The organism is Pseudomonas xionganensis, assembly GCF_009763245.1.
GTDB lineage: Bacteria > Pseudomonadota > Gammaproteobacteria > Pseudomonadales > Pseudomonadaceae > Aquipseudomonas > Aquipseudomonas xionganensis.
Genome location: NZ_WKJZ01000003.1, coordinates 112,193 through 136,013, shown reverse-complemented (window position 1 = coordinate 136,013; position 23,821 = coordinate 112,193). Strand labels below are relative to the sequence as shown.

Annotated in this window: 20 protein-coding genes; 11 read left to right on the top strand and 9 right to left on the bottom strand. The window is 61.3% G+C overall.

The features are described 5' to 3' along the window. The first annotated feature begins 143 nt into the window (after window positions 1–143). The 7 genes from GJV18_RS15480 to GJV18_RS15450 all read left to right on the top strand — a co-directional run bounded on the left by GJV18_RS15480 (window position 144) and on the right by GJV18_RS15450 (window position 9,221). Window positions 144–824, top strand: a complete 681-nt coding sequence (locus GJV18_RS15480) for a Fe2+-dependent dioxygenase (RefSeq protein WP_160347213.1) — start codon at window positions 144–146, stop codon at window positions 822–824. After that, the gene (locus tag GJV18_RS15475) at window positions 821–1,936 is read left to right on the top strand and encodes an alpha-hydroxy acid oxidase (RefSeq protein WP_160347211.1); all 1,116 of its coding nucleotides are present in this window, start codon (window positions 821–823) and stop codon (window positions 1,934–1,936) included. The genes GJV18_RS15480 and GJV18_RS15475 overlap by 4 nt, the downstream gene beginning before the upstream one ends. A gap of 106 nt (window positions 1,937–2,042) precedes the next feature. After that, window positions 2,043–4,274 (top strand): TonB-dependent receptor, encoded by a 2,232-nt coding sequence (locus GJV18_RS15470; RefSeq protein ID WP_160347209.1) that lies wholly within the window; start codon window positions 2,043–2,045, stop codon window positions 4,272–4,274. 180 nt (window positions 4,275–4,454) lie between these two features. Continuing rightward, window positions 4,455–6,812, top strand: a complete 2,358-nt coding sequence (locus GJV18_RS15465; RefSeq protein WP_160347207.1) for a PepSY domain-containing protein — start codon at window positions 4,455–4,457, stop codon at window positions 6,810–6,812. Between the two features lie 48 nt (window positions 6,813–6,860). Next, window positions 6,861–7,607 (top strand): 5-oxoprolinase subunit PxpA, encoded by a 747-nt coding sequence (locus tag GJV18_RS15460; protein ID WP_160347205.1) that lies wholly within the window; start codon window positions 6,861–6,863, stop codon window positions 7,605–7,607. Window positions 7,608–7,623: 16 nt separating this feature from the next. Continuing rightward, the gene (gene pxpB, locus GJV18_RS15455; RefSeq protein ID WP_160347203.1) at window positions 7,624–8,301 is read left to right on the top strand and encodes a 5-oxoprolinase subunit PxpB; all 678 of its coding nucleotides are present in this window, start codon (window positions 7,624–7,626) and stop codon (window positions 8,299–8,301) included. Further along, window positions 8,298–9,221 (top strand): 5-oxoprolinase subunit C family protein, encoded by a 924-nt coding sequence (locus GJV18_RS15450; protein ID WP_160347201.1) that lies wholly within the window; start codon window positions 8,298–8,300, stop codon window positions 9,219–9,221. The genes pxpB and GJV18_RS15450 overlap by 4 nt, the downstream gene beginning before the upstream one ends. Window positions 9,222–9,223: 2 nt before the next feature. Here the strand turns inward: GJV18_RS15450 and GJV18_RS15445 are convergent, their stop codons facing one another. The 3 genes from GJV18_RS15445 to GJV18_RS15435 all read right to left on the bottom strand — a co-directional run bounded on the left by GJV18_RS15445 (window position 9,224) and on the right by GJV18_RS15435 (window position 12,060). Continuing rightward, window positions 9,224–9,937 carry an SIMPL domain-containing protein gene (locus GJV18_RS15445; protein ID WP_160347199.1) on the bottom strand — a complete coding sequence of 238 codons (714 nt, stop codon included), beginning with the start codon at window positions 9,935–9,937 and terminating at the stop codon, window positions 9,224–9,226. 235 nt (window positions 9,938–10,172) lie between these two features. Next, complete coding sequence (locus GJV18_RS15440; RefSeq protein ID WP_160347197.1) at window positions 10,173–10,838, bottom strand: TetR/AcrR family transcriptional regulator; 666 nt, start codon at window positions 10,836–10,838, stop codon at window positions 10,173–10,175. Window positions 10,839–11,139: 301 nt separating this feature from the next. Then, window positions 11,140–12,060 carry a LysR family transcriptional regulator gene (locus GJV18_RS15435; protein ID WP_160347195.1) on the bottom strand — a complete coding sequence of 307 codons (921 nt, stop codon included), beginning with the start codon at window positions 12,058–12,060 and terminating at the stop codon, window positions 11,140–11,142. Between the two features lie 143 nt (window positions 12,061–12,203). On the opposite strand from GJV18_RS15435, the gene GJV18_RS15430 reads away from it, so the two are divergent. From GJV18_RS15430 to GJV18_RS15415, 4 genes are all read left to right on the top strand, one after another. Continuing rightward, on the top strand, window positions 12,204–13,550 hold the full coding sequence (locus tag GJV18_RS15430) for an aspartate aminotransferase family protein (RefSeq protein ID WP_160347674.1): 1,347 nt from the start codon (window positions 12,204–12,206) through the stop codon (window positions 13,548–13,550). 120 nt (window positions 13,551–13,670) lie between these two features. Beyond that, a complete protein-coding gene (locus GJV18_RS15425) occupies window positions 13,671–15,167 on the top strand; it encodes a CoA-acylating methylmalonate-semialdehyde dehydrogenase (protein WP_160347193.1) in 1,497 nt (498 codons plus the stop codon). Window positions 15,168–15,536: 369 nt separating this feature from the next. Next, window positions 15,537–16,319, top strand: coding sequence for a gamma-glutamyl-gamma-aminobutyrate hydrolase family protein (locus GJV18_RS15420; RefSeq protein WP_160347191.1), 783 nt, complete (start codon window positions 15,537–15,539; stop codon window positions 16,317–16,319). A 277-nt stretch (window positions 16,320–16,596) separates the two neighbouring features. Next, the gene (locus GJV18_RS15415; RefSeq protein WP_160347189.1) at window positions 16,597–17,055 is read left to right on the top strand and encodes a GNAT family N-acetyltransferase; all 459 of its coding nucleotides are present in this window, start codon (window positions 16,597–16,599) and stop codon (window positions 17,053–17,055) included. Window positions 17,056–17,271: 216 nt separating this feature from the next. Here the strand turns inward: GJV18_RS15415 and GJV18_RS15410 are convergent, their stop codons facing one another. The 6 genes from GJV18_RS15410 to GJV18_RS15385 all read right to left on the bottom strand — a co-directional run bounded on the left by GJV18_RS15410 (window position 17,272) and on the right by GJV18_RS15385 (window position 23,164). Further along, a complete protein-coding gene (locus GJV18_RS15410) occupies window positions 17,272–17,664 on the bottom strand; it encodes a hypothetical protein (protein WP_160347188.1) in 393 nt (130 codons plus the stop codon). Between the two features lie 880 nt (window positions 17,665–18,544). Next, window positions 18,545–19,522, bottom strand: coding sequence for an oxidoreductase (locus GJV18_RS15405; RefSeq protein ID WP_160347186.1), 978 nt, complete (start codon window positions 19,520–19,522; stop codon window positions 18,545–18,547). Then, entirely contained in the window at window positions 19,503–19,856 is a 354-nt protein-coding gene (locus GJV18_RS15400; RefSeq protein ID WP_160347184.1) for a MazG nucleotide pyrophosphohydrolase domain-containing protein, read from the bottom strand. The genes GJV18_RS15405 and GJV18_RS15400 overlap by 20 nt, the downstream gene beginning before the upstream one ends. Beyond that, the gene (locus GJV18_RS15395) at window positions 19,856–20,626 is read right to left on the bottom strand and encodes a dCTP deaminase (RefSeq protein ID WP_160347182.1); all 771 of its coding nucleotides are present in this window, start codon (window positions 20,624–20,626) and stop codon (window positions 19,856–19,858) included. Before GJV18_RS15395 ends, GJV18_RS15400 begins: the two co-directional genes overlap by 1 nt. A 369-nt stretch (window positions 20,627–20,995) precedes the next feature. Further along, complete coding sequence (gene tmk, locus GJV18_RS15390; protein WP_160347180.1) at window positions 20,996–21,640, bottom strand: dTMP kinase; 645 nt, start codon at window positions 21,638–21,640, stop codon at window positions 20,996–20,998. 288 nt (window positions 21,641–21,928) lie between these two features. Beyond that, complete coding sequence (locus tag GJV18_RS15385) at window positions 21,929–23,164, bottom strand: tyrosine-type recombinase/integrase (protein WP_160347177.1); 1,236 nt, start codon at window positions 23,162–23,164, stop codon at window positions 21,929–21,931. Window positions 23,165–23,821: the final 657 nt, after the last annotated feature.

Here is a 23,821-nt window from a genome sequence, read left to right as displayed (position 1 = left end):
CGCCCTGCTTGTACGCAAGCAGGGCGTTTTCATTTGGCCGGCTGATATTGGCGAGTGCGGGGCTGTCCTGAAGCCTATTCATTATTTAGAATCATTTTCATTTGGTGCGTGCTTATGCACGCCTCACCGAGGATGTTCTGAACATGATGCTTCACATTGCCGATGTGCTCAGCCCCGAGCAGGTGCGTCAGTGCCGCAGCGCGTTGGACCAGGCCAGCTGGCAGGATGGGCGGCAAACCGCCGGCCACCAGGCGGTGCAGGTCAAGACCAACCAGCAGCTGGCCCAGGACGACCCGCTGTGCCAGCAGCTGGGAGATTTCGTCCTCGCCCAGCTGGCTCAGCACCCGCGTTTTATGGCCGCCGCATTACCGCTCAAGGTGGTGCCGCCACGCTTCAACCGTTATGCCGATACGGGCCACTATGGCGACCATATCGACAATGCGGTGTTCAGCGTGCCGGGTAGCGCCCATCGCATCCGCGCCGACCTGTCGGCCACCCTGTTCTTCAGTGAGCCGGATGAATACGAAGGCGGTGAGCTGGTGGTGCAGGATCATTTCGGCAGCCACCGGGCCAAGTTACCGGCCGGGCACCTGCTGCTCTACCCCAGCGGCAGCCTGCATCGGGTCGAGCCGGTGACCGGCGGTGCGCGGCTGGCGGCCTTCTTCTGGATTCAGAGCCTGGTGCGCGAGGACACCCAGCGCAGCGTGCTGCTGGAGCTGGATGACAGCATCCAGGCCCTGCGCCGAGAGGTGCCGGACAGCCCCGAGCTGGTACGCCTGACCGGCATCTACCACAACCTGGTGCGCCAGTGGTCGCAGACATGAGCGCGCCCCTGCCCAAGCTGCAGCAGATACCGCCGCAGATCGCCGCAGTGGCCGACTATGAAGCCTACGCCCGCGCGCGCATGACGCCCGAGGCCTGGGCCTATATGAATGGCGGCGCGGCAGACGAGCTGACCCTGGCCGACAACCTGGCCGCCTTTCGCCGGATCCGTCTGCGCAACCGCGTGCTGGCCGACCTCAGCCAGGGCCATACCCTGCTGGAGCTGTTTGGCCAGCGCTTTGCACACCCGATCTTCCTGGCCCCGGTGGCCTACCAGAGCCTGGCTCACCCCGAGGGCGAGCTGGCCGCTGTGCTGGGCGCCTCGGCGCTGCAGGCCGGCATGGTGGTCAGCACTCAGGCCAGCCACAGCCTGGAAGCGATCGCCGCCCAGGCCCACAGCCCGTTGTGGTTTCAGCTGTATATCCAGCCGGACCGGGCCTTTACCGAGGCCCTGGTGCGGCGCGCCGAAGCGGCGGGCTACCAGGCCCTGGTGCTGACGGTGGATGCGCCGGTCAGCGGGGTGCGTAACCGCGAGCAGCGTGCCGGTTTCCTCCTGCCGCCTGGAGTGGAAGCGGTCAATCTGCGGGGCATGCGGCCTCTGCAACATGAGGCGCAGGCGGGGCAGGGCAGCCTGCTGCTGGGTGGCCCCCTGCTGGCGGCTGCGCCCACCTGGGCCGATCTTGCCTGGCTGCGCTCGCTGACCCGGCTGCCGATCCTGCTCAAGGGCGTGATGGGCGCCGAGGATGCCAGTCGGGCGGTGGCCGAGGGGGCTGACGGCCTGATCGTCTCCAACCATGGGGGGCGGACCCTGGATGGCCTGCCCGCGACCATCGAGGTGCTGGCGGAAGTCGCGGCTGCAGTGCAGGGACGGGTGCCGCTGCTGCTTGACGGCGGTATTCGCCGCGGCAGCGATGTGTTCAAGGCCCTAGCCCTGGGCGCGCAGGCGGTGCTGGTGGGGCGGCCCTTCATCCATGGCCTGGCCACCGCCGGCGCGGTGGGAGTGGCCCATGTGCTGCAGTTGTTGCGCGCCGAGCTGGAAGTGACCATGGCGCTGTGCGGCTGCCCTTATCTGCGCGATATCGACAGCAGCCGGTTGTTTTTCCCGGCCCTGTAGAAAAGTCTCGGGCAGGGGAACTTTCTCAGCAATGATGAAAATAACTGTTGCATGAGAATATTTATCAAATAGAATCACGCCTCGTTTTTATTGGAGGCTTGTTCTCATGCGTGCATCTTCTGTCAAGGCGGCCCGTCTGCCGCAGCGTCAACTCCTGGCCACCGCCATCGGTCTGACCGTGGCTTCCTGGGCCGCAGTCGCGGTCGCCGAACAGGCCCCGAGCCAGCCTGCCAAGCGCGCGGTTGAGCTGGACAGCGTCACCGTTACCGGCACGCAGGCCGAGGGCTACAAGACCTCCACCTCGGCGTCGCCCAAGTACACCGCGCCGCTGCTCGATACCCCGCAGACCATCAGTGTGGTGCCGCAGAAGGTGATCGAAGAACAACAGGCCCTGAGCCTGCGTCAGGTGCTGTCGAATGTCTCCGGCATCACCTTCACCGCCGGCGAGGGCGGTGGTGGCTCGGGCGACAGCATCAATATCCGCGGCTTCGGCGCCAACGCCAACATGCAGATCGATGGCCTGCGCGACAGCACCCAGACCAACCGCACCGACACCTTCAACATCGAGGCGGTGGAAGTCATCAAGGGCCCCAATTCGGTGTTCGGCGGCAGCGGCACCACCGGCGGCAGCATCAACCAGGTCACCAAGCAGCCTTTGGGCCGCGATTTCACCCGCATCGGCGGCAGCCTGGGTACCGACAACTACCACCGCCTGACCCTGGACAGCAACCAGACCCTGGATGGCGTCGGCACCGACAGCGCCATGCGCCTCAACCTGATGCTGCATGAGAATGATGTACCCGGCCGTGACAAGATCGACCGCGAGCGCTGGGGGTTCGCGCCTTCCCTGGCCCTGGGCCTGAGCGATGATACGCGCCTGACCCTGAGCTATTTCCACCAGAGCGATGACATCCTGCCCGATTACGGCGTGCCGGCCCGTGACGGCAAGAAGCTCGCCGGTGTCGACCGTGACGACTACTTCGGTTTCAGCAACCTGGACAAGGACGAGATCGAAACCGATTCCTTTACCGTCAAGCTGGAGCACCGCTTCAACGACAGCCTCAGCCTGCAGAACCTGACCCGTTACAGCCAGATCGATCGCAACACGGTGATCTCCGCCTCCCACGCCAACACCACCGGCGTGCCGGCGGGCAACTACAAGCCGGCCGGCCCCCAGGCCTACGGTCGTGACGTCAACAGCGAACTGTGGATCAACCAGACCAACCTGAGTGCCGACTTCGACACCTTCGGCCTGGCGCACAGCCTGGCGGCCGGGGTCGAGATCTCCCGCGAGGACTACGAGCGCGTCACCTACAACCATGGCCTGGGCGCTGCACTCTATCCGGCCGACGGCTATGAGCTCGGCAACCCGCCGGGTTACTGGAGCGGCCCGATCAACAAGACCCGCACCGCCGACACCTCGACCCAGCTGGAGAACCAGGCACTGTATGTCTTCGACACCGTCGCCCTGGCACCCGAATGGGACCTGAATCTCGGCCTGCGTTACGACTGGATCGACGGCGAGTACAAGAACGTCGCCCTGCCAGCCGGTACCCTGACCAAGCTCGACACCCGCGACGAGATGTTCAGCGGCCGTGTCGGCCTGGTGTACAAGCCGGCCGAGAACGGGCGCATCTATGTGGCCTACGGCACCTCGTTCAACCCCACGGCCGAGTTCCTCGCCACCACCGGCAGCGGCATCAATGAGAACACCGCCGACCTGTCCCCGGAGAAGAACAAGACCTGGGAACTGGGGACCAAGTGGGAGCTGTTCGACCGTCGCCTGGAGCTGGATGCCGCGGTGTTCCGCGTCGAGAAAAGCAACGCCCGGGAAACCATGGCTGACGGCAGCAGCCAGCTGGCCGGCGAGCAGCGCGTGCAGGGTGTCGAACTGGGCGTGACCGGGCATATCACCGAGCAGTGGGATGTCTTCGCCAACTACACCTTCCTCGACAGCGAAACCCTCAAGGCTGCCGATACCGCCGCCGGGATCGCCCGTGAAGGCCAGGCGCTGGCCAATACACCGCCGCGCTCGTTCAACCTGTGGACCTCCTACGAATTGCCGGCTGGCTGGACCCTGGGCTACGGCGCCCGCTATGTCAGCGAGCGCAACGTCAGCACCAGCAGCCGCGCCAAGCTGGATGCCTACTGGCTGCATAACGCCATGGTCGGCTATCAGCTGAGCAACAACCTGGAGCTGCAGTTGAACCTCAACAACCTGTTCGATCAGGACTATGTTGAGCGGGTGCGCCAGACCCCGGGCACCGATGCGCGTTCCTCGGCCATCGAATACGGCGACGGTCGCTCGGCTGTGCTGTCGGCCACCTACAGCTTCTAAATTCCACCCCGCTGAACCCACAGACCCCGTTCGCGCCCAGCGCGGCGGGGTCTGCTGTTGTGTGGCTGTGTAAATAAGGCGTAAAGACGCCTGCCAGCCCATCAATCGAAACTGATTCTCAAATAGAATTGCGTCGCACTGGCGGCCGTGGTGGCCGTCATTTCTTTCAGGTGGCTTCTCGTGGGCAAGAAACTTCTCTTTCAACTGCACTGGCTGCTGGGCATCAGCGCCGGACTGGTGCTGGCGCTGATGGGCGTGACCGGCGCCGCCTATTCGTTTCAGGACGAGTTGCTGCGACTGCTCAACCCCGAGGTGCTGCAGGTCGAGGTGCGTGACACGGGCGTCCTGCCGCCGGCTGAGCTGATACCGCGTATCGAGCGCGCCAGCCAGCAGCGCGTGGTGGGCCTGACCCTGGAACTCGACAGCGGCCACGCCGCACGGGCCCATCTGGCGCCGGCACCCGGTGAGCGCCGTGGCCCTTCGGTGTATGTCGACCCCTACAGCGGTGACGTGCTGGGCACCCCGGACGGCCAGGCGTTCTTCGACCTGATGCTGCGCCTGCACCGTTTCCTGGCCATGGGTGATACCGGCAAGCAGATCACCGCCGCCAGTACCCTGGCGTTGATCTTCTTCTGCCTGTCCGGGCTGTACCTGCGCTGGCCGCGCCAGGCGCTGAACTGGCGCGCCTGGCTGACCCTGGACTGGGCCAGGCGGGGTCGGTCGTTCAACTGGGACCTGCACGCCGTGGCAGGTACCTGGTGCCTGCTGTTTTACCTGTGCGCGGCCCTGACCGGCCTGTACTGGTCCTACGACTGGTACCGTGAAGGCCTGACCCGGCTGCTCAGCAGTGAGCCGGCGGGGCAGGAGCGTGGCCGTCGCGGCCCGCCACCTGCAGGTGGCGAGCGTCCCGAGGTCAATTACCCGGCCGTCTGGGCCCGCCTGCAGGCGGCCGCAGGCCCGGGTCTGAGCGCTTACAGCCTGCGCCTGCCGGGCGCCCCCGGGCAGCCGCTGACGGTCTTCTACCGGCTGGCAGACGCCGCCCATGAACGCGCCCTCAATCAACTGGGCCTGGAGCCGTCGAGTGGCGCCGTGACTCACCACCAGCGCTATGCCGAACGGTCCTTTGGCGATCAGTTGCTGGCCAGCGTCTACGCCCTGCATGTGGGCAGTTACTTCGGCCTGAGCGGGCGCATCCTGATGTTCCTGACCAGCCTGGCCATGCCGCTGTTTGCCATCACCGGCTGGCTGCTGTACCTCGACCGGCGGCGCAAGCAGCGCGCTGCGGCAGCCGCCCGCCAGCGTCTGGCGCCAGTGGGGCAGGGGGCAGACAGCTGGCTGGTCGGTTTCGCCAGCCAGAGCGGCTTTGCCGAGCAACTGGCCTGGCAGGCCGCCGGCCACCTGCAGGCCGCGGGGCTGGCGGTCAGCGTGCAGCCGCTGGCCCGGCTCGATGAGCAGGCCCTGCGGCAGACGCGCAATGCCCTGTTCGTGCTCAGCACCTTTGGCGATGGCGAGGCGCCGGACAATGCCCGGGGCTTTGAGCGCAAGCTGCTCGGGCAAAGCCTGGGGCTGGAGCATCTGCGCTATGCCATGCTGGCCCTGGGCGACCGTCAGTACCAGCAGTTCTGCGGTTTTGCCCAGCGCGTGCAGGGCTGGTTGAGCCAGCAGGGCGCGCGGAGCCTGTTCAGCCCGGTGCAGGTGGACAACGGCGATGCGGCGGCCCTGGCCGACTGGCAGCGCCAGCTGGCTGACCTGACCGGCATCAGGGAATACGCCGTGCAGCCCCAGCCGTTTGGCGAGTGTCGCCTGCTTGGCCGCGAGTGCCTGAACCCGGGCAGCGCGGGCGCGCCGACCTTTCTTCTGCGTCTGCAGCCTGCACCGGGTATGACCTGGCAGGCCGGGGATATTCTCCAGGTGCTGCCGGGCCAGGCCGATGAACAGGCGTGCCGCGACTATTCCATCGCCTCCCTGCCCACTGAAGGCGTGCTGGAGTTGATCGTACGGCAGCAGCGCCAGGCCGATGGCACCCTCGGCCTGGGCTCCGGCTGGTTGACCGAGCAGGCGCCGCTGCAGGGCGTGGTGCGGGCCCGGGTGCGGCACAACCGCCAGTTTCATGGGCCGGATGATGATCGGCCGCTGATCCTGATCGGCAATGGCACCGGCCTGGCCGGCTTGCGCAGCCTGCTCAAGGCGCGCATCACCCAGGGTCACAGGCGCAACTGGCTGCTGTTTGGCGAACGCAATGCGGTGCATGACTTCTACTGCCGGGCGCAAGTGCAGGACTGGCTGGCCACGGGTGGGCTGGCGCGCCTGGATCTGGCCTTCTCCCGCGACCAGGCGCAAAAGCACTATGTGCAGGATGCGCTGGGCGAGGCGGCCGAGCCCCTGCGTGAATGGCTGGCGCAGGGGGCGTCGATCTATGTCTGCGGCAGCCTGCAGGGCATGGCCGCCGGTGTCGATGCCGTACTGCGCGACGTGCTGGGCGATGCGGTGGTCGAGGCGCTGCTAGAGGATGGGCGCTACCGGCGCGATGTCTACTGAGGCTCGGGGCGCTGGTATCGCCCTGGCTGTGGCTCTAAGCTTGTGGGCATGAAAACGATCCTGCTCAACTGCGATATGGGTGAAAGCTTCGGCGCCTGGCGCATGGGTGACGATGCCCATGCCATGGCCCTGGTCGATCAGGCCAACCTGGCCTGCGGCTTTCATGCTGGCGACCCGCTGACCATGCAGCACAGCGTTGCGCTGGCCTGCCAGCATGGCGTCAGCATCGGTGCCCACCCCGCCTACCCGGACCTGCAGGGCTTCGGCCGTCGGCATATGGCCTGCGCGCCGGAGGAGGTCACGGCCATGCTGCTCTATCAGCTCGGCGCCCTGGAGGCCTTCTGCCGGGTGGCCGGCACTGAACTGGCCTATGTCAAACCCCATGGCGCCCTGTACAACGACATGCTGGCCGATGATGTGCTCTTCGCCGCCGTGCTGGAGGCCTGCGCCCGCTACCGGGCGGGTTTGCCGCTGATGACCCTGGCCCTGGCCGATAACAGCCGCGAGCGGCGTTTGGCCGAGGCAGCCGGGGTGCCGCTGATTTTCGAGGCCTTTGCCGACCGCGCCTACCTGGCCGATGGGCGTCTGGCGCCGCGGCGGTTGGCCGGCGCGGTGCATCACGAGCCGCAACGCATCCTCGATCAGGCCCTGGCCATCGCCCAGGGCGAAGCCTTCCCCGACATCGACGGCAAGCCCCTGCGCCTGCAGGCCGACAGCCTCTGCGTGCATGGCGACAATGCCGAGTCCCTGGCCGTGCTGCGGCGCCTGCGCGCGCAGCTGGACACGCTGTCGTGAGCGCCGGGCAGCCGCGATGATCCGTATCGAGCCTGCCGGCGCCGAGTCTCTGTTGCTGGTGCTGGCCGAGGAACCGGATGCCGAGCTGCCAGGGCGCATCGCCCAGTTGGCCGAGCAGATCGACCAGCGCCTGGGCCATCTGCTGCTGGATCGGGTGCCGGGCTGGACCAGCCTGCTGCTGCACTATGACCTGAGCCGCACCGACCACCTGGCCCTGGCCGAGCAGCTCAAACCGCTGCTGGAAGCCTGGTTGGCGCAGCCCGGCTTGCACAGCCCTGGTCGGGTGCATGAATTGCCGATTCTGTATAACGGCGAGGATCTCTTTGAGGTGGCGCGCCTGTGCCAGCTGAGTGTGGCCGAGGTGATCGGGCTGCATGCCGCAGGTGAGTACCGGGTGGGCGCCATCGGCTTCGCCCCGGGCTTTGCCTACCTGGGCCAGCTGCACTCGCGTCTGGTATTGCCACGTCGGGCCACGCCGCGCCTGCATGTGCCAGCCGGCAGCCTGGCCATCGCCGAGCGCCAGACCGCCATCTACCCGCATGCCTCGCCCGGAGGCTGGCACCTGCTGGGACGCTGCCCCTGGCCGCTGTTCGATCTGAGCCGCACGCCACCCTGCCCGCTGAATCAGGGCGATCGGGTGCGGTTTCGCCCAATAGATGAGGCGACCTTTAGCGCCGAAGGCGGCCAGCCATGAAAGGCCTGCGCGTGCTCAAGCCGGGCCCGCAGAGCCTGCTGCAGGATGCTGGGCGCTATGGCTGGCAGCACCTGGGGGTGTCCCCCTCCGGGGTGATGGATCTGCAGGCCGCTGCCTGGGCCAATCGCCTGCTGGATAACCCCTGGGGCACGCCGCTGCTGGAAATTGCCCTGGGCGATGTGCAACTAGAGGCTGAACGGGATACCTGGGTGGCCCTCTGCGGGGCCGACGTGCCGCTGTCTATCGATAAGCAGCCCATGCCGCTGTGGACCCGGTTGCCGTTGCGTCGTGGCCAGGTGCTGCGCCTGGGTTTTGCCCGCAGCGGCCAGCGCCTGTACCTGGCTGTGGGCGGGGGCTTTGCCGGCAAGGCGGTGCTGGGCAGCGTCAGCAGTCAGATGCGCGAGGGACTGGGCGGTGTGGATGGGGCCGGCCGGCCATTGCAGGCGGGGGATCGGCTGGCCTGTCGGCCGGCCAGCTTCCTGCGACGGGTCAGTGTGCCCTGGCCCTTTCAGCCGGATTACCAGGCCAAGCCGCTGCTGCGGGTGATCACCGGCGGCGATGCCGCCAGCTTCGAGGAGGATCAGCTGCAGGCCTTCTTCGCCCAGGTCTGGCAGCTCAGCCCCCACTCGGATCGTATGGGCGCCCGCTTGGAAGGGGAGGCGCTGCAGGTGCCACGCCGGCAATGGTCTTTGGGCGTCAGTCGTGGCGCCATCCAGGTGCCGCCGGATGGCCAGCCGATCATCCTTCAGGCCGACCACCAGACCATGGGCGGCTACCCTCTGCTGGGCTGGCTGCACCCGCTGGATCAGGGCCGGTTGGCCCAGTGTCCGGCCCATCATCCGCTGCGTTTTACCCCGGTCAGCGTCAGCGATGCCCAGGCCGAGATGCGCGAGTTCTATCGCTTCTTCGGTCGGGGCTAGACTCAGGGCATCATGACCTCGATCACCCCATCGGCACTGACGCTCACCTGGCTGCTGCCGGCTTCGACCTCCGGGGTGACCGCCGCTTCCATCATCATGGCCGCGCCCTTCATCGCCGCCATGCGTGGCATGGGGCTGTGGAAGCCGCCGCTGTTGAGATTCAGGCTGACCAGCTTGTAGCCGCTGCCACCCAGGGCCTCGGTGGCCAGCTGGGCGCGGGCCTTGAAGGCGGCCACGGCGTCCTTGAGCAGCGCGTCTTCCTCGGCCTTGCGGGTAGGGCTGGCGATGCTGAAGTGCATGCCGGCCATCTTCAGGCTCTGCAGCATTTCCCCGGTGAGGGTGGAGAGGGCGCCGAAGTCGGCGCTTTCCAGACGCAGTTCGGCGCGCTCGCGCCAGGCAGTGATGCGCTGGCCCTTGTCGTCATACACCGGGTAGCTGTGGCGGCTGCCCAGGGCCACCTGCACGCCCTTGACGCTGCGGGCCAGACCCATGGCCTGGTTGAGTTCGGTGGTGATCTGCGCGGCCAGCTTGGCCGGGTCCTTGTCCTGAGCTTCGCTGTAGAAGGTCACATGCATCAGGTCGTGGGCGATTTCCCGGTTGACCTCGGCGCGCAACGCGACCTGGTTATAGCGCGGCTCATTGGCTTGGGCGCCCAGGCTTAGCAGGCTCAGGGAGGCAGCAGCAAAGAGAGTGGTGAGGGTCTGGCGATTGAGCATAAGGGAGTCCTTGCAGTGGTTGGCGCCGCAGCGCGGCGTGATTTCCCGAGAGTAGACGAAGCCATCTGACCGAACGGGTTAAGCAAGGTTGCAGATTTTTTTTGCGGGCGAGGGTGGCGCTGTAGGGTGAAAAGCCGCGCAGGGTTTTCCACCGCTGTTGGTGGGCAAGCTTCGCGTTGCACATCCTACGAGTGTGGTGGATGGATAAAGCGCCATCCACCCTAGGGTTAAAGGCTTAGCGTGGTGGTGGCGTGAGGCCGCAGCCCTTGAGGATGATTGTCACCAGGTTGTCGCTGGCCGCGGCGAAGTCTTCCTTGGTCAGGCGCGTGCGGCCGGTAAAGCGGCAGATCTGCGAGGCGAAGTCGGCGTAGTGCTGGGTGCTGCCCCACAGCAGGAAGATCAGGTGCACCGGATCCACCGGGTCCATCTTGCCGGCCTGGATCCAGGCCTCGAATACCGCGGCGCGGCCACGCAGCCAGTCCTGGTAGTCCTGGTCGAAGAAGGTCGACAGGTGCTTGCCGCCGCTGATCACTTCCATGGCGAAGATGCGCGAGGCCTTGGGATGGCGGCGGGAGAACTCCATCTTGGCGCGGATATAGCCGGCCAGGGCGGTGGCCGGGTCGTCATCGACGCTCAGGTTGCTGAAGGCGTTGTCCCACAGGTCGAGGATATTGCCCAGCACCGCCAGGTACAGGCCCAGCTTGTTATTGAAGTAGTAATGCAGGTTGGCCTTGGGCAGCCCCACCGCCTGGGCGATGCTGTTCATGCTGGTGCCCTTGAAACCGTGCAGGGCGAATTCGTCCTCGGCGGCCTTGATGATCGCGGCCTGGTTTTTCTGGCGGATGCGGCCAGCAGGTTTGCCGCTGGCAAGCTCGTGGGGCAGGGGGACTTCGGCAGTCATTGAGGGTTCCACAGGGTGTCGGTTTTTTAGATGACGCAGAGATACCCCAGAGTCCCTATGGAGACAAGCCGAAACGCCGAAAACTTCGCTGAAAGCTGCGCCAGATCAGGCTCTTGCACTTTTTAGGGGCAAAAAACCTGACCGTTTTTGTGCTGGTCTAGACCGCCTTGTCGGGCGTCAACAGGCAGGGTCTGGTCAAGGTCTGTGGGCGATGCGAGGGGGCTGTGTGAGGTAGGGGCGCCGTGCGCACCAACGGCCGAAAACCCCATCGGTGCGCATGGCGCACCCTGCTGCAGCCCGTTCAGGTCGAAGCGGCCAGGGCCTCCAGAAAGCTTTCCAGCACCAGATGGGGACGGCGGCCCTTGCGCGTGACCGAGGCCAGGCTGATGTCGTAGTAGCGGCTGGCCGGCTTGAGCACACGCAGGCGGCCCTGTTGCACCCAGGCTGCGGCGTAGTGGTCGGGCAGGTAGCCGATATAGCGCCCGGTGAGGATCAGAAAGGCCATGCCCTCGCGGTCCGAGGCGCTGGCCGTGCAGTTCAGCGCCTGGTAATGGCTCTGCACCTCGGGCGGCAGGCGGAAGGTGGGGGCGATGGCCTCCTGGGCATTCAGGCGCGCGTCCTCCAGTTGCAGATCATCCACATAGAACAGCGGGTGGCCCACGGCGCAGTAAAGTAGCGAGCGTTCCTCGTACAGCGGCTGATAGTCCAGGCCGGACAGGGCGCTGACCTGGGGCACCACGCCGACATGCAGGCGCCCGTCCAGCACGCCCTGTTCCACCTCGCTCGGTGGGGTCATGCGGATATGGATATGCACATCCGGGCCACGCTCCTTGAGCCGCGCCAGGGCGTGAGTGATGCGCATATGGGGCACGGTGACCAGATTGTCGGTCAGGCCGATATTCAGCTCGCCGCGCAGGTGCTGGTGCAGGCCGTTGACCTCGGTGCGAAAACTCTCCAGGGCGCTGAGCAGCTGCAGGGTGCTCTGGTACACCTCACGGCCTTCCTCAGTCAGGGCGAAGCCGGCGCGGCCGCGCTGACACAGGCGCAGACCCAGGCGCTGCTCCAGGTCACTCATCTGCTGGCTGATGGCCGAGCGACCAATCCCCAGGGCGCTTTCTGCGGCGGAAAAGCCGCCGCACTCCACCACGCTGCGAAACAGCTTGAGCAGGCGGATATCGAAGTCACTGACCTGAGCCAGAGGTTCACTGCGGCGGGTGCTCATTGTTTAGTGCTCGGTTAACTAAAGATAAGAAGAGTCGTGTTTTCCTGACTCTAAGCCCGTGGCACCTTTGCTGGCAACAGATAGGCTTCTTTATGCGAAGCCACCCCATGGATTGCACAACACGCCGCCAGCCCGAGGCCACCATGAATATGCCGCAGACCGCCACCCCGTCCCTGGCCAGCCAGCTCAAGCTGGATGCCCACTGGATGCCGTTTTCCGCCAATCGCAACTTCAAGCGCGACCCGCGTCTGATCGTCGGTGCCGACGGCAACTACTTTATCGACGACCAGGGCCGCCGCGTGTTCGACAGCCTGTCCGGCCTGTGGACCTGCGGTGCCGGGCATAACCGCAAGGAAATCCAGGAAGCCGTGGCCAAGCAGCTCGGCACTCTCGACTATGCGCCGGGCTTCCAGTACGGCCACCCGCTGTCCTTCCAGTTGGCCGAGAAGCTTGTCGAGCTGACCCCGGCCGGCCTCGATCATGTGTTCTACACCGACTCCGGCTCCGAGTGCGCCGACACCTCGGTGAAGATGGCCCGCGCCTACTGGCGCCTGAAGGGCCAGCCGAGCAAGACCAAGTTTATCGGCCGTGCCCGTGGCTACCATGGCGTCAATATCGCCGGCACCAGCCTCGGTGGCATCGGCGGCAACCGCAAGATGTTCGGCCAGATGATGGACGCCGACCACCTGCCACACACCCTGCAAGCGCATCTGGCCTACACCAAGGGTATGGCGGCGACCGGCGGCGTGGAGCTGGCCAACGAACTGCTGAAACTCATCGAACTGCACGACGCCTCCAACATCGCCGCAGTGATCGTCGAGCCGATGTCCGGCTCCGCTGGCGTGATCGTGCCGCCGCAAGGCTACCTGCAGCGCCTGCGCGAGATCTGCACCCAGCACAATATCCTGCTGATCTTCGATGAAGTGATCACTGCGTACGGGCGCATGGGCAAGTGGACCGGTGCCGAGTACTTCGGCGTCACCCCGGACATCATGAACACCGCCAAGCAGGTCACCAACGGCGCCATCCCCCTGGGTGCGGTGATCGCCTCCAGCGAGATCTACAACACCTTTATGCAGCAGGCCACCCCTGAGCACATGGCCGAATTCGGCCACGGCTACACCTACTCCGGCCACCCGGTCGCCTGCGCCGCCGGCCTGGCAACCCTGGAACTGCTCAAGCGTGACCACCTGATCGAACAGTCCGCCGCCCTGGCGCCGGTGTTCGAAGAGAAGCTGCACAGCCTCAAGGGCAGCCAGCATGTGGTCGACATCCGCAACTGCGGCCTGGCCGGCGCCATCCAGCTGGCCCCGCGCGATGGCGACGGCGTGATCCGCCCGTTCGAGGCCGGCATCAAGCTGTGGAAGGCCGGTTTCTACGTGCGCTTCGGCGGCGACACCCTGCAGTTCGGCCCGACCTTCAACACCCAGCCCGAGCAGCTGGACAGCCTGTTCAATGCCGTGGGCGACGTGCTCAACACGCTGGACTAGGCAAACACCGATTACCCGTAGGGCGGATGACGCTTTTTTCATCCGCCACAGCCAAATCCGCCAGGTGGATGAAAAAAGCGTCATCCACCCTACAGCCCGAATACCCCTTTGGAGACTTTTATGAACATCGTTCCACACCTGATCAACGGCCAGCATGTCACCAGCAGTGGTCGCACCGCCGATGTCTTCAACCCGTCCACCGGCGAAGTCACCAAGCAGCTGGCCCTGGCCGATCGTGCCACCATCGACCAGGCCATCGCCGCTGCCAAGGCTGCCTTCCCGACCTGGCGCAACACCCCGCCGGCCAAGCGCGCGCAGATCATGTTTCGCTTCAAGCAGCTGCTGGAGCAGAACGAGGGGACCATCGCCCGCTTGATCAGCGAAGAGCACGGCAAGACTATCGAAGACGCCATCGGCGAGCTTAAGCGCGGCATTGAGAACGTCGAGTTCGCCTGCGCCGCCCCGGAAATTCTCAAGGGCGAGTACAGCCGCAACGTCGGCCCGAATATCGACGCCTGGAGCGATCTGCAGCCCCTGGGCATCGTCGCCGGCATCACCCCGTTCAACTTCCCGGCCATGGTGCCGCTGTGGATGTACCCGCTGGCCATCGTCTGCGGCAACTGCTTTATCTTGAAGCCGTCCGAGCGCGACCCCAGCTCCACCCTGTATATCGCCGAACTGCTGCTCGAAGCCGGCCTGCCTCAGGGCGTGATGAGCGTGGTGCACGGCGACAAGGAAGCCGTGGATGCCCTGATCGAAGCGCCGGAAGTCAAAGCCCTGAGCTTTGTCGGCTCCACCCCCATCGCTGAGTACATCTATAGCGAAGGCACCAAGCGCGGCAAGCGCGTGCAGGCCCTGGGCGGCGCCAAGAACCACGCCGTGCTGATGCCCGACGCCGACCTGGACAACGCCGTCAGCGCCCTGATGGGTGCGGCCTACGGCTCCTGCGGCGAGCGCTGCATGGCCATCTCGGTGGCCGTGTGCGTGGGCTACCAGATCGCCGACGCCCTGGTGGAAAAGATCAGCCCGCAGATCAAGGCCCTGAAAATCGGCGCCGGCACCTCCTGCGGCCTGGACATGGGCCCGCTGGTCACCGCCGCGGCGCGGGACAAGGTCAAGGGCTATATCGACGCCGGTGTCGCCCAGGGCGCCAAGCTGGTGGTCGATGGCCGCGATCTGGTGGTGGCCGGTCACGAGAATGGCTACTTCGTCGGCGGCACCCTGTTTGACCAGGTGACCCCGGAGATGACCATCTACACCGACGAAATCTTCGGCCCGGTGCTGTGCATCGTCCGCGTCGGCAGCCTGGAACAAGCCATGCAGCTGATCAACGACCACGAATACGGCAACGGCACCTGCATCTTCACCCGCGACGGTGAAGCCGCACGGCTGTTCTGCGACGAGATCGAAGTGGGCATGGTCGGCGTCAACGTACCCCTGCCGGTGCCGGTCAGCTACCACAGCTTCGGCGGCTGGAAGCGCTCGCTGTTCGGCGACCTGCACGCCTACGGCCCGGACGGTGTGCGCTTCTACACCCGCAAAAAAGCCATCACCCAGCGCTGGCCGCAGCGCGCTTCCCATGAAGCGGCGCAGTTCGCCTTCCCGAGCAATGGCTAAGTAACAGGGGGCTGATCGCAGGATCAGCCCTTTTTTTGATGTATGTAACGACCTGTAGGAGCCAGCTTGCTGGCGATGCTTTTAGCGAGCATTGGCCAGGATGCATCACCCACAGACGCAATGATCCCGTAGGAGCGGGCCATGCCCGCGATCAAGTCCAGCACCGAATCGCGGGCATGGCCCGCTCCTACAAAAGCATCACCGCAACAGCTTTACGCAACAAACCAGCCGCGCGGGCGCGGCGTTGGTGCAGTGCCCGGCCTGGCCGGTTACGGCACCCCTTGGGCGAGTGGGTTCACCGCAGCAGTGACCCGCAAGCCCGCTCCCCCAAGGGCAGCCCACTTCAATCAACGATGAAGAGGACTTGCTATGACAAAACCCCTGATTGGTCTCCCCTTGTGCCGCTGGCAACTGACCGACCGTGATATCGGCTGGTTTCATCTGGTGGGCGAGAAATATATCCAGGCGGTCACCGGCTTCGGCGCCTTCCCCCTGATGATCCCGGCCTTTGCCGACGATCTGGATATGGATACCGTGCTCGACAGCGTCAGCGGCATCATGTTCGGCGGCTCGCTGTCCAACGTGCACCCCAGTTTCTACGGCGATGAACACCCCGGCCTGGGTCTGGCTGACAAACCCCGCGATGCCACCGTACTGCGCCTGATGCGCGCCTGCATCGACCGCGGCATCCCCTTTCTCGGCATCTGCCGCGGCGTGCAGGAACTTAACGTGCTGCACGGCGGCACATTGCACCGCGAAGTGCACGAAGTCGACGGTCGCCTTGACCACCGTGAACGCAAGGGCGTGCCGGACGACGTGGCCTACGGCCCCATGCATAACGTGACCCTGACCGAAGGCGGTGTGCTGCATCAGGTGATTGGTGAGCGGCAGATCAAGGTCAACTCCCTGCACGGCCAGGGCATCGACCGTCTGGGCGAGGGGCTGCAGATCGAAGCCGTGGCCGAAGATGGGCAGATCGAGGCGGTCAGCGTGATCGGCGCCAAGGCCTTTGCCGTGGGAGTGCAGTGGCATCCCGAATATCGCTATTGGGAAAAGGCGGATTACAACGCGCTGTTGGCGGCGTTTTATCAGGCAGCGGGGGAGTATCAGGCAAAAAAGTCTGAACGCCGGGATGAGCTCGCGATGGCCTGAGGCGAGGGCTGTGCCTGAGCGGTAAGCAAAGGCCCCGTCAAATGACGGGCCTTTGCTTAGGCGCTGGTCCGGCAATTCGTTGCATCGCTGGGTCGATCTGAACCTGCTGTGCAGAGACAATGGTGCGCAGGGGCGTCTTGCGCACTAGGTCGCGTATCCCCTGATTGGCCTCGCTTATGTTTTCAACGGCCTGTTAGGGTCTTGCCATTTTTCGCAGCAATGCGCCTCGCAATGAAACGGCAACAGACCCTAGTGCCCGCCCGGATAAGGACATGTCATGTTTGTCACCGATTGGCTCCGTCATCATCCACAGCATTACGATGTTCTCTCCGGCTGGCTGTATCGGCAGTTTCCCTACGAGTTCAGCGCGCAACCGCTGGCTGACTGGCAGGCCGAGTTTGCCGCCGGCCAGCGCAACGGTGACTGGCTGATGCGTATTGCGCTGCAGGGCGGGGCACCTATAGGTTGTGCCGGTCTGGCCAGAGATGATCTGCCGCAACGCCCCGATCTTGGACCGTGGCTGGCCTGTGTCTATGTGCGTCCCGAGGCCCGTGGCCAGGGCCTGGCCGAACACCTGATTGACGAAGTCTGCAACGCGGCGCGCGCCCGAGGCCATGCTCGCCTGTACCTGCATACCCATGATCGCGCCGATTATTACGCCCGGCGTGGCTGGAACCTGCTGGAGCACTTTCAGGCCTGGGGTGCTACTCAGCACCTGATGCTCAGGGAGCTCTGACTGAATCAATGCAGGGGCTTGCTTGCAGTTTGTAGGGTGGGCAACCGCGTAGCGTTGCCCACCACTTACCCGCGCTTGTGAATCACCCCAGGTTTGGTGCCGGGGTCGTTTGAACTGGTTTTGTAAGCTGCTGATTATTAGAGATAATTAATATTGTAGTTCTTTGTGGGATACATGCAGGGATACAAGGTGCCGCTTGCTAGGCCTGAATCCTAACTACGTTTCGCGCTCATGGGGGGAACCTGCAACTGAGCGCAGCAATGTCCGCTCCTGGGCTGCCCAAATCTTCGGTGCGGCATAACCGACGATGAATGATAGGGCCCAAACCTTCGCAAAGGTTGCCGGCGTCTCGTGAAGTGTCCCCACGAAGTAAAGGCCAAACACGAACCCTAGGATGCCGCCCAGTACCAGGCGCATGGCTATCCATGCGCCTCTAGCCTCCTGTAGTGCAGGGGAAGCGAAGTGCATGACGCCTTCCTTGTTGGGCGGGCCGTCCGGGTGAATCGTAGCCACTATCGCCTGAGCGAAGCTCCCCACTATCGCACCAAAGGTACAGGCCACCAGTAACGCAATGTCATAGCCGGTGAAACCAACAATGTTGAAGTTCATCCTGATCGGTCCCTTGATCTTGTAGTGGGGGTTCAGCACCACTTTCGTTCGAAAGCTTTCTTCACTACTCGCCCGATGTAGCTGTTCAGGCCTTGGCCGGCTCTTGCTAGGCGCTGCATCTCTGCAACTTGAGCTGCCCCGGTGCTTCGGACTGTGTAGAGGTAATTCATTCCGTCGCCGAACTGAACTGTGATGGAGCCGGCCCCTATCTCAAAGGCCACCACATTCGAATTTCCACTGAGGTTCCTATAACGCTCCATGTCCGCTTGTTCCTATACGAGAGAGAGGGGGCTACTGCTTTGCCATCATACTGCGGTTTCGTGCGGGTTCGTGCGGTATGGCATAGACAAAAGGTCGTATCGCTCCAAGCGAGATGGATCACGTCACGATTAGTCCGACATGGAGACCTGATTTTTTTATTTCGCGGCTGTGTGAAAACGACTGGGCGTCCGGTGGCGAGGGTTTAAAGCTGTAGGGATTTGACCACCCCTCCCCAATGACGCTGAAACCCAACAAATACGGGCCATGTTGCAGGTTTTGCTATGGTCGTCACGCTCACAGTGTCCACCTTGCCACCTTTATTTAGGGTAGCCGATGTGAGCGAAATCAGTATGTTACGCACATGATTTGGACGTTTTTTAGTCAAAAAGGTGGACAAAGGGCAGTGATTTGGCCGGAGTGAAAAATTCGCGAACCGTGCGGGCCTGCTGACCGTAGTTAATTGCACCAGGCGCCAAAGGACCCAAGGTAGTTGATCGTCGAAGATGTTGGCTGCTTAGCAGGGGTTACCGGGGGGCGGGGCGAGGCCACTAGCTGTCGCCGAAAAGGCTAGGGCAGTGCGTAAGTCTGGTATGTCCAGATTTTAAGCGAGTGGTTATTTCTATTTCCAAAGCCCGCAGGTAATAGTGCTTTTCCCGCGAGAATAGTAGTGGCACTTCATCTTATTTTTACAGCCATTATGTTGGTCCTGTAAAAAGTTTGGATTTGCGATCAGGTCTCTGCATGTGCCGATATGAACATTTTTTGGCATCTCGGTACTCGTTAGTGCAAAAGATTTTCCTGAGGCTATGAAGCTGTTGTTTGGGTTTCTGAGAGCGATGTTTTTTGTTCTTTCAATTCGCGCAGCTAGGATTTCATTTAAGGAGGGATAAATTAGTTTTTTATCAATATTGTAGAAGCCCTCTGATATGTCGTGGTAATCAAATGGAATGCTTGTTAGATCCTCTATGAAGGAGCTTTCAATAGAGTCGAATTGGTGGGCGCCCGTGAGGGTTGAGATTCTTATAGATGTTTCTATACCGTCGGGGATGGTGTTGCCTAGCCAATGTTGTGTTAACTCTGATGCTAGTTGGTGGTGCTTGGAGAACCTGCTGTCGAGGATTAGGTTAAAGAAATAACCGTGTGCTGCGTGAAGTTGGATGTGCTTGAAACCGCAGTCAATAGCTGTTTTCGTTGCCTCTTCAAGTGAACGGTATTGTGCTCTTATGTGAGCTTGCTCAAAGTTTGAAGCGATTCTCTTATAGTTGGATATTTCTTCTTCCGGTGTTTTGCTTATAAATCTCTTGTTTCCGCTGTATCCTAGCCAAGTCGCACTCAGTTGTATTCCTGGTAGCGCGCCTTTATCTGATATGGCTTCTGCTATCTCTTTCCATATTTTCAGCTTTTCTATTTTTGGCGTATTGACGTTAGTGCCGTGGCCATTGGGTATGGCAACATTGCCAACTATTGCGCAGTGTAGGCCGTTACCGCTTCTTTCAGCGTAGAACTCTAGGAATCGGCGGTCCGGGATTCCATTTTTTGTGTATCCCGTGTTGACTGCTAAAAAGAAGATGCGCCTATCAGTGCTCGGTAGTTCCATATTTAATTTTATTTTTTTCGATTTTTGTCAGGGTTTCTGTTGTTAAGTCAATTTCGAGTATGTTTGCAATTCTGATTATATAAATTAGAGAGTCGGCTAGCTCTTCCTTTAGGTTGTTTTCTGCTTGTTTTGTGTCTAATTCGTAGCTTTCGTTTCTTTCTATTTTTATGTTGATTTTTTTTACGATATTGGCGAACTCTCCAACTTCACCAAGTAGGCCGACTAAGTCTTTGGTGATTTGATTGTATTTTTCCAGTTGGTTGTCGAACTTCACTGGGAATCCGTGCTTCTCGTCAAGCACTTTGCATAGCCCCATAAGGTCATTAAGCTCCACTATTTAGCTCTCCGTAGAAAAGTGAAGACAGAAACAAGGGCTTGGGATATTAGGTTTATTATTATTGCGGTAGCCGTTTCAATTGGCTTTTCTGGGAGTATTGCAAAGACGAGTGTTAAGGCGTTTATTGCTAAGAGGGCGATAATTCCTGTGTTGACTCTTCTTTGTTTTCCGACCAGGGATACTATTACTTGAGATACATCTCTTGGCAGGACTTTGTATGCTTCGTCAAGTTCGGGGTCGACTCGGCGATCAGATGCTACTTCGCTATGTTGCTTCTGTAGGGTGGTGTCTATGGGCCAAATATTGCTTTGGAAGCCATGTTGGCCGTTATAAGGTTTGGTGCTTTCGCTAGATAGCAACGAAAAGTCAATTTTTGCTATTGCTTGGCCTTGATCTATTTTGATGTATTTGTCACTAAAATTTTGGGTGACTATCCCTAGCTGACCTTTGAAGCCAGGGTCTGCCTGTGTACATACGGCGCTCAGTCCAACGCTGAACCAAGAGCCCTTGCTAACAACTCTTGCTAGAATGTTGTTTGGTATTTCAAGGCTTTCGTGAGTGAGAATAACAACTCGATGCCAGGGTTTAATTATTATGAATTCTCTTGAAGATAGGTCGATTCGCGAGTTGTTTTCAGTGAGGTCGAAATATGTTTTTCCTGCTCTAAGCTCATAGCATGCTGCGCCAATTTGTTTGGCAATGCCATTTTTTATCAGCTTGCCTTGAGCTATAAGCTCTTCTATTTCAATATTTGAAAGTACTGTCATTTTATTTTTCTGAGATGACGGTTAGTAGGTCTTGCTCAATTGTTGCTATAGGCCGTATTGCTGTGGTCGGAAGACTCAGTAGCTTGCTACATTCTTCGAGATTGGTTTTTAGTTTGTTTCTTAGGCTTTCCAGGCCTAGTTCGGATGGTTCAATTTTGGTGTACCCCAGGCAGGTGATGACCAGTTTCAATGCCTGCACGTCGTCTAAATCTTTGACTTCATGTCTAATATTTGATTCGGGTCTTAGGGCGATGTCTTTAATTTTTCCGGATATGTGGAGTTTGTTTTTTGTGATTTCGTTTACCACGTCGCAAAAGCTATCTGGCGCGGAGTAAAGTAGGTTGGGTATATGTGTCACGATTAGCTCACTTATTGATAAAGTTTTAGTGTGGTATCTAGTATTTTTTCGTGTATTGTTTTTATTGGGTCGTTGGCTGGTATTTGAATAACTTTCCCTGTGTAGCTTTCAATTGCTCTTCTGTAATTGTTTTTGGCTTGGTTTAGCTTGGTTTCATTTTCATAAGAGTCTTTGAATTTTCTTGCCTCAATTCTCTTGAGTGATTCTTCTGTAGGGTTGTCTAGGTATATTATTAGGTCTGGATTAGGGAAATTCTTGTTTAGTTCATATACAAAATTAAAGTCGCTTTCTGATGCGCAGTGATAGGCTATAGATGAAAAGAAGTATCGGGTGCAGATAACTGTTGTGCCCTTTTCTAATAGCCTGTGCACGCCATCAATTTCGTTGTATAGGTGGTCATGTCTGTCAGCGGCGAACAAATATGCCATCTGCTCATCGAAGAGGTCGCCGCCTGGCCTGTGCGGGTTTTCTCCGTGTGGCGCCTTTATTCTCCCTTTAAATATTTGTCTAATTAAGTTTCCTATTGGTCCGTCTGAAGGCTCACATGTGGTTGTACATTTGACGCCATGTTGTTGGAGTGCCTGCTGTAATAGCGCGGTCTGGGTTGAGGTTCCTGAGCCGTCAATACCCTCAAAAACCAAAAATTTTCCTCTCATGATCTGCCCTTATCCTGTACCAGTTCGTCTACTGCTATGAGGGGCCGCTTCGTGTGCATGCCCTCGCAAAGACTGCCATTTCTCGTCTGGCTACGATTGTATAACGGGAATTCATGCTTTCAGGCATGGAAAATGGCGGCTCTAAGTCCCTCTCATCACTTGCGTTGTGGTCAGATTAGGTCACGGCAGGGTGGTAACGGGGTACTCCCCTGTAATCAATTCCTAAGCCTGCGCCCAGCCTCGCCGTCTCTGGCCTGAGTGGCAGGGGCTGGGGTTGGCCTATCTCGCTTATGTCCTGGCTTCGTCGCTCGCGGCCGGACTGTGCAGGGCGGCAAAGCCACGTTCATCGAGCCAGGCATGCCAACGCTCCAGGGCCTGCCGCTTCTGTGCCTCGGCCGTGGTGTGGATGTAGGTCACGTCCAGCGCCTTCAGGGCGTGATTCAGCAGCAGCTCGCCGATCAGGTAATCGACGCCTAGGTCTGCCCAGGCAGTGCGCGCGGTTTTCCTGAGATCGTGGCTTGTCCACTCATCGCCCGCCAATACGGTAAAGGCGAGCTGTACCGGCGTTTCGCTCAACGGTTGGCCGTGGGCGCCGGGGAACAGATAAGCACCGTCATAACCTCGGGCCACTTGGCTAGCACGATAGCGGGCCAGGAAAGCACACACCTGGGGGGTGAGTGGCAGGGTGTGGGCTTTCTTGGTTTTAGTGTCGACGGCTGGGATATGCCAGGTCTTGCCGATCAGGTCGAAGTGCCGCCACTTGGCTTGGCGGGTTTCGCCGATGCGCGTGCCGTGGGCCAGCATCAGCACCGCCAGGGCGACCGCCGTGGTTTCGTGACGGTAACGGGCGGCCCAATATTCTAGCAGGCGCCCACAATCGACCGGACGCAAGCGCGCATCTTTCGGTTTGATCTTGGTCTTGATGAAGTCGGTAAAGGTCATGTCGGCCATTGGGTTCATGCCGATCAGCCCGAGGCTGGCAGCCTGCTTGAATGCGACCTTGAGCACGCCGAACACCAAGCGCACATGCGCCACGCTGTATTGCGATTGCAGCGGCCACATCAGCTTGCTGTCTAGCGTGGCATGGTTCAGTTCGACCAAACGCAGCGCGCCGAGGCAGGGCAGTAACTGGCATTTCACCGCCGAGCGTGCCGTGGCCTTGCGGTTCTTGCTCAGGTTGGCGTCGTGCGCAACGCGATTCGCATACCACTCCAGCACCTCGCCGACCGTCGCCCAACCGGACGTGGACAGCGCGCCCGATTGTGGCTCGATGGCCAGGCGCTGCATAACGTTGGGCAGCACCGACAACACCGCCTTAACGGTGAGGTCGGGATAGTTGCCGAGCTTGTGCCAGTGCTCTTTGCCCTGGGCGCGCGTCACGACGTAGAAACTGCCCCGCTCGCGGTTCTGACGGTAGCGAAAGCGCAGCGGGCGCTGGGTGTCGCGTAGTTGATAGATCGTGCTGTCGGCAGCGTGCCGTTTGATGGCGGCTTCTGACAGGTTGATGGCGATGGACTTAGGCATGGTGAGTCTCCTTGGTTGAGGTGATGTGGGGTTTGCTGGTCGTACTGCGCGCGCAGCTCGGCGCCGGCCGGGCAGTGCGTGGGGGATTTGGGAAGGTGGGCACGACAGATGCCGCACGCCATGACGTGGCTCCGGTAGGCATCGCGGGCCACCAGCCAGGGCAAAGGCGATGCTGCGGTGGTGCTGGCATCGCCGGCCGGTGTCGGCGAACGCAGCGGGCGCGGTGGCGTTGTCCCGCCGTGCGAGCGAATCAACCGGGCGGCGTCACTGATACGCCCGCGCGCGGCGAGGTCGTCGGCATCCACCCGCCCGCTTTCCAGCAACCAGCCAGGCGAACAACCGAGCACGGCGGCCAGCAGTTCCAGCCACTGCGCGGCGGGCAGATTCGAGGGGCTGCCGTGGTCTGCGTTGTTGGTGACGGGGTGAGACCGCCGAACGAATGCGCCCAGGGCCGCCAAGTCGAGCGGCGCCGTTTTCGCTGGCTCATTGCTGCGTGCCACCTGCTGTTGGCCTGGGTCACACCGGGAACACCGGGAACAACCAGCAAAGACGGTACTTGTAGCTGTTCCCGGTATTGGTTTTGATCGGGAACACCGGGAACAAAAAACCTTATCCCTGTTCCCGGTTGTTCCCGGTGTGTTCCCGGTCTGTGACCCA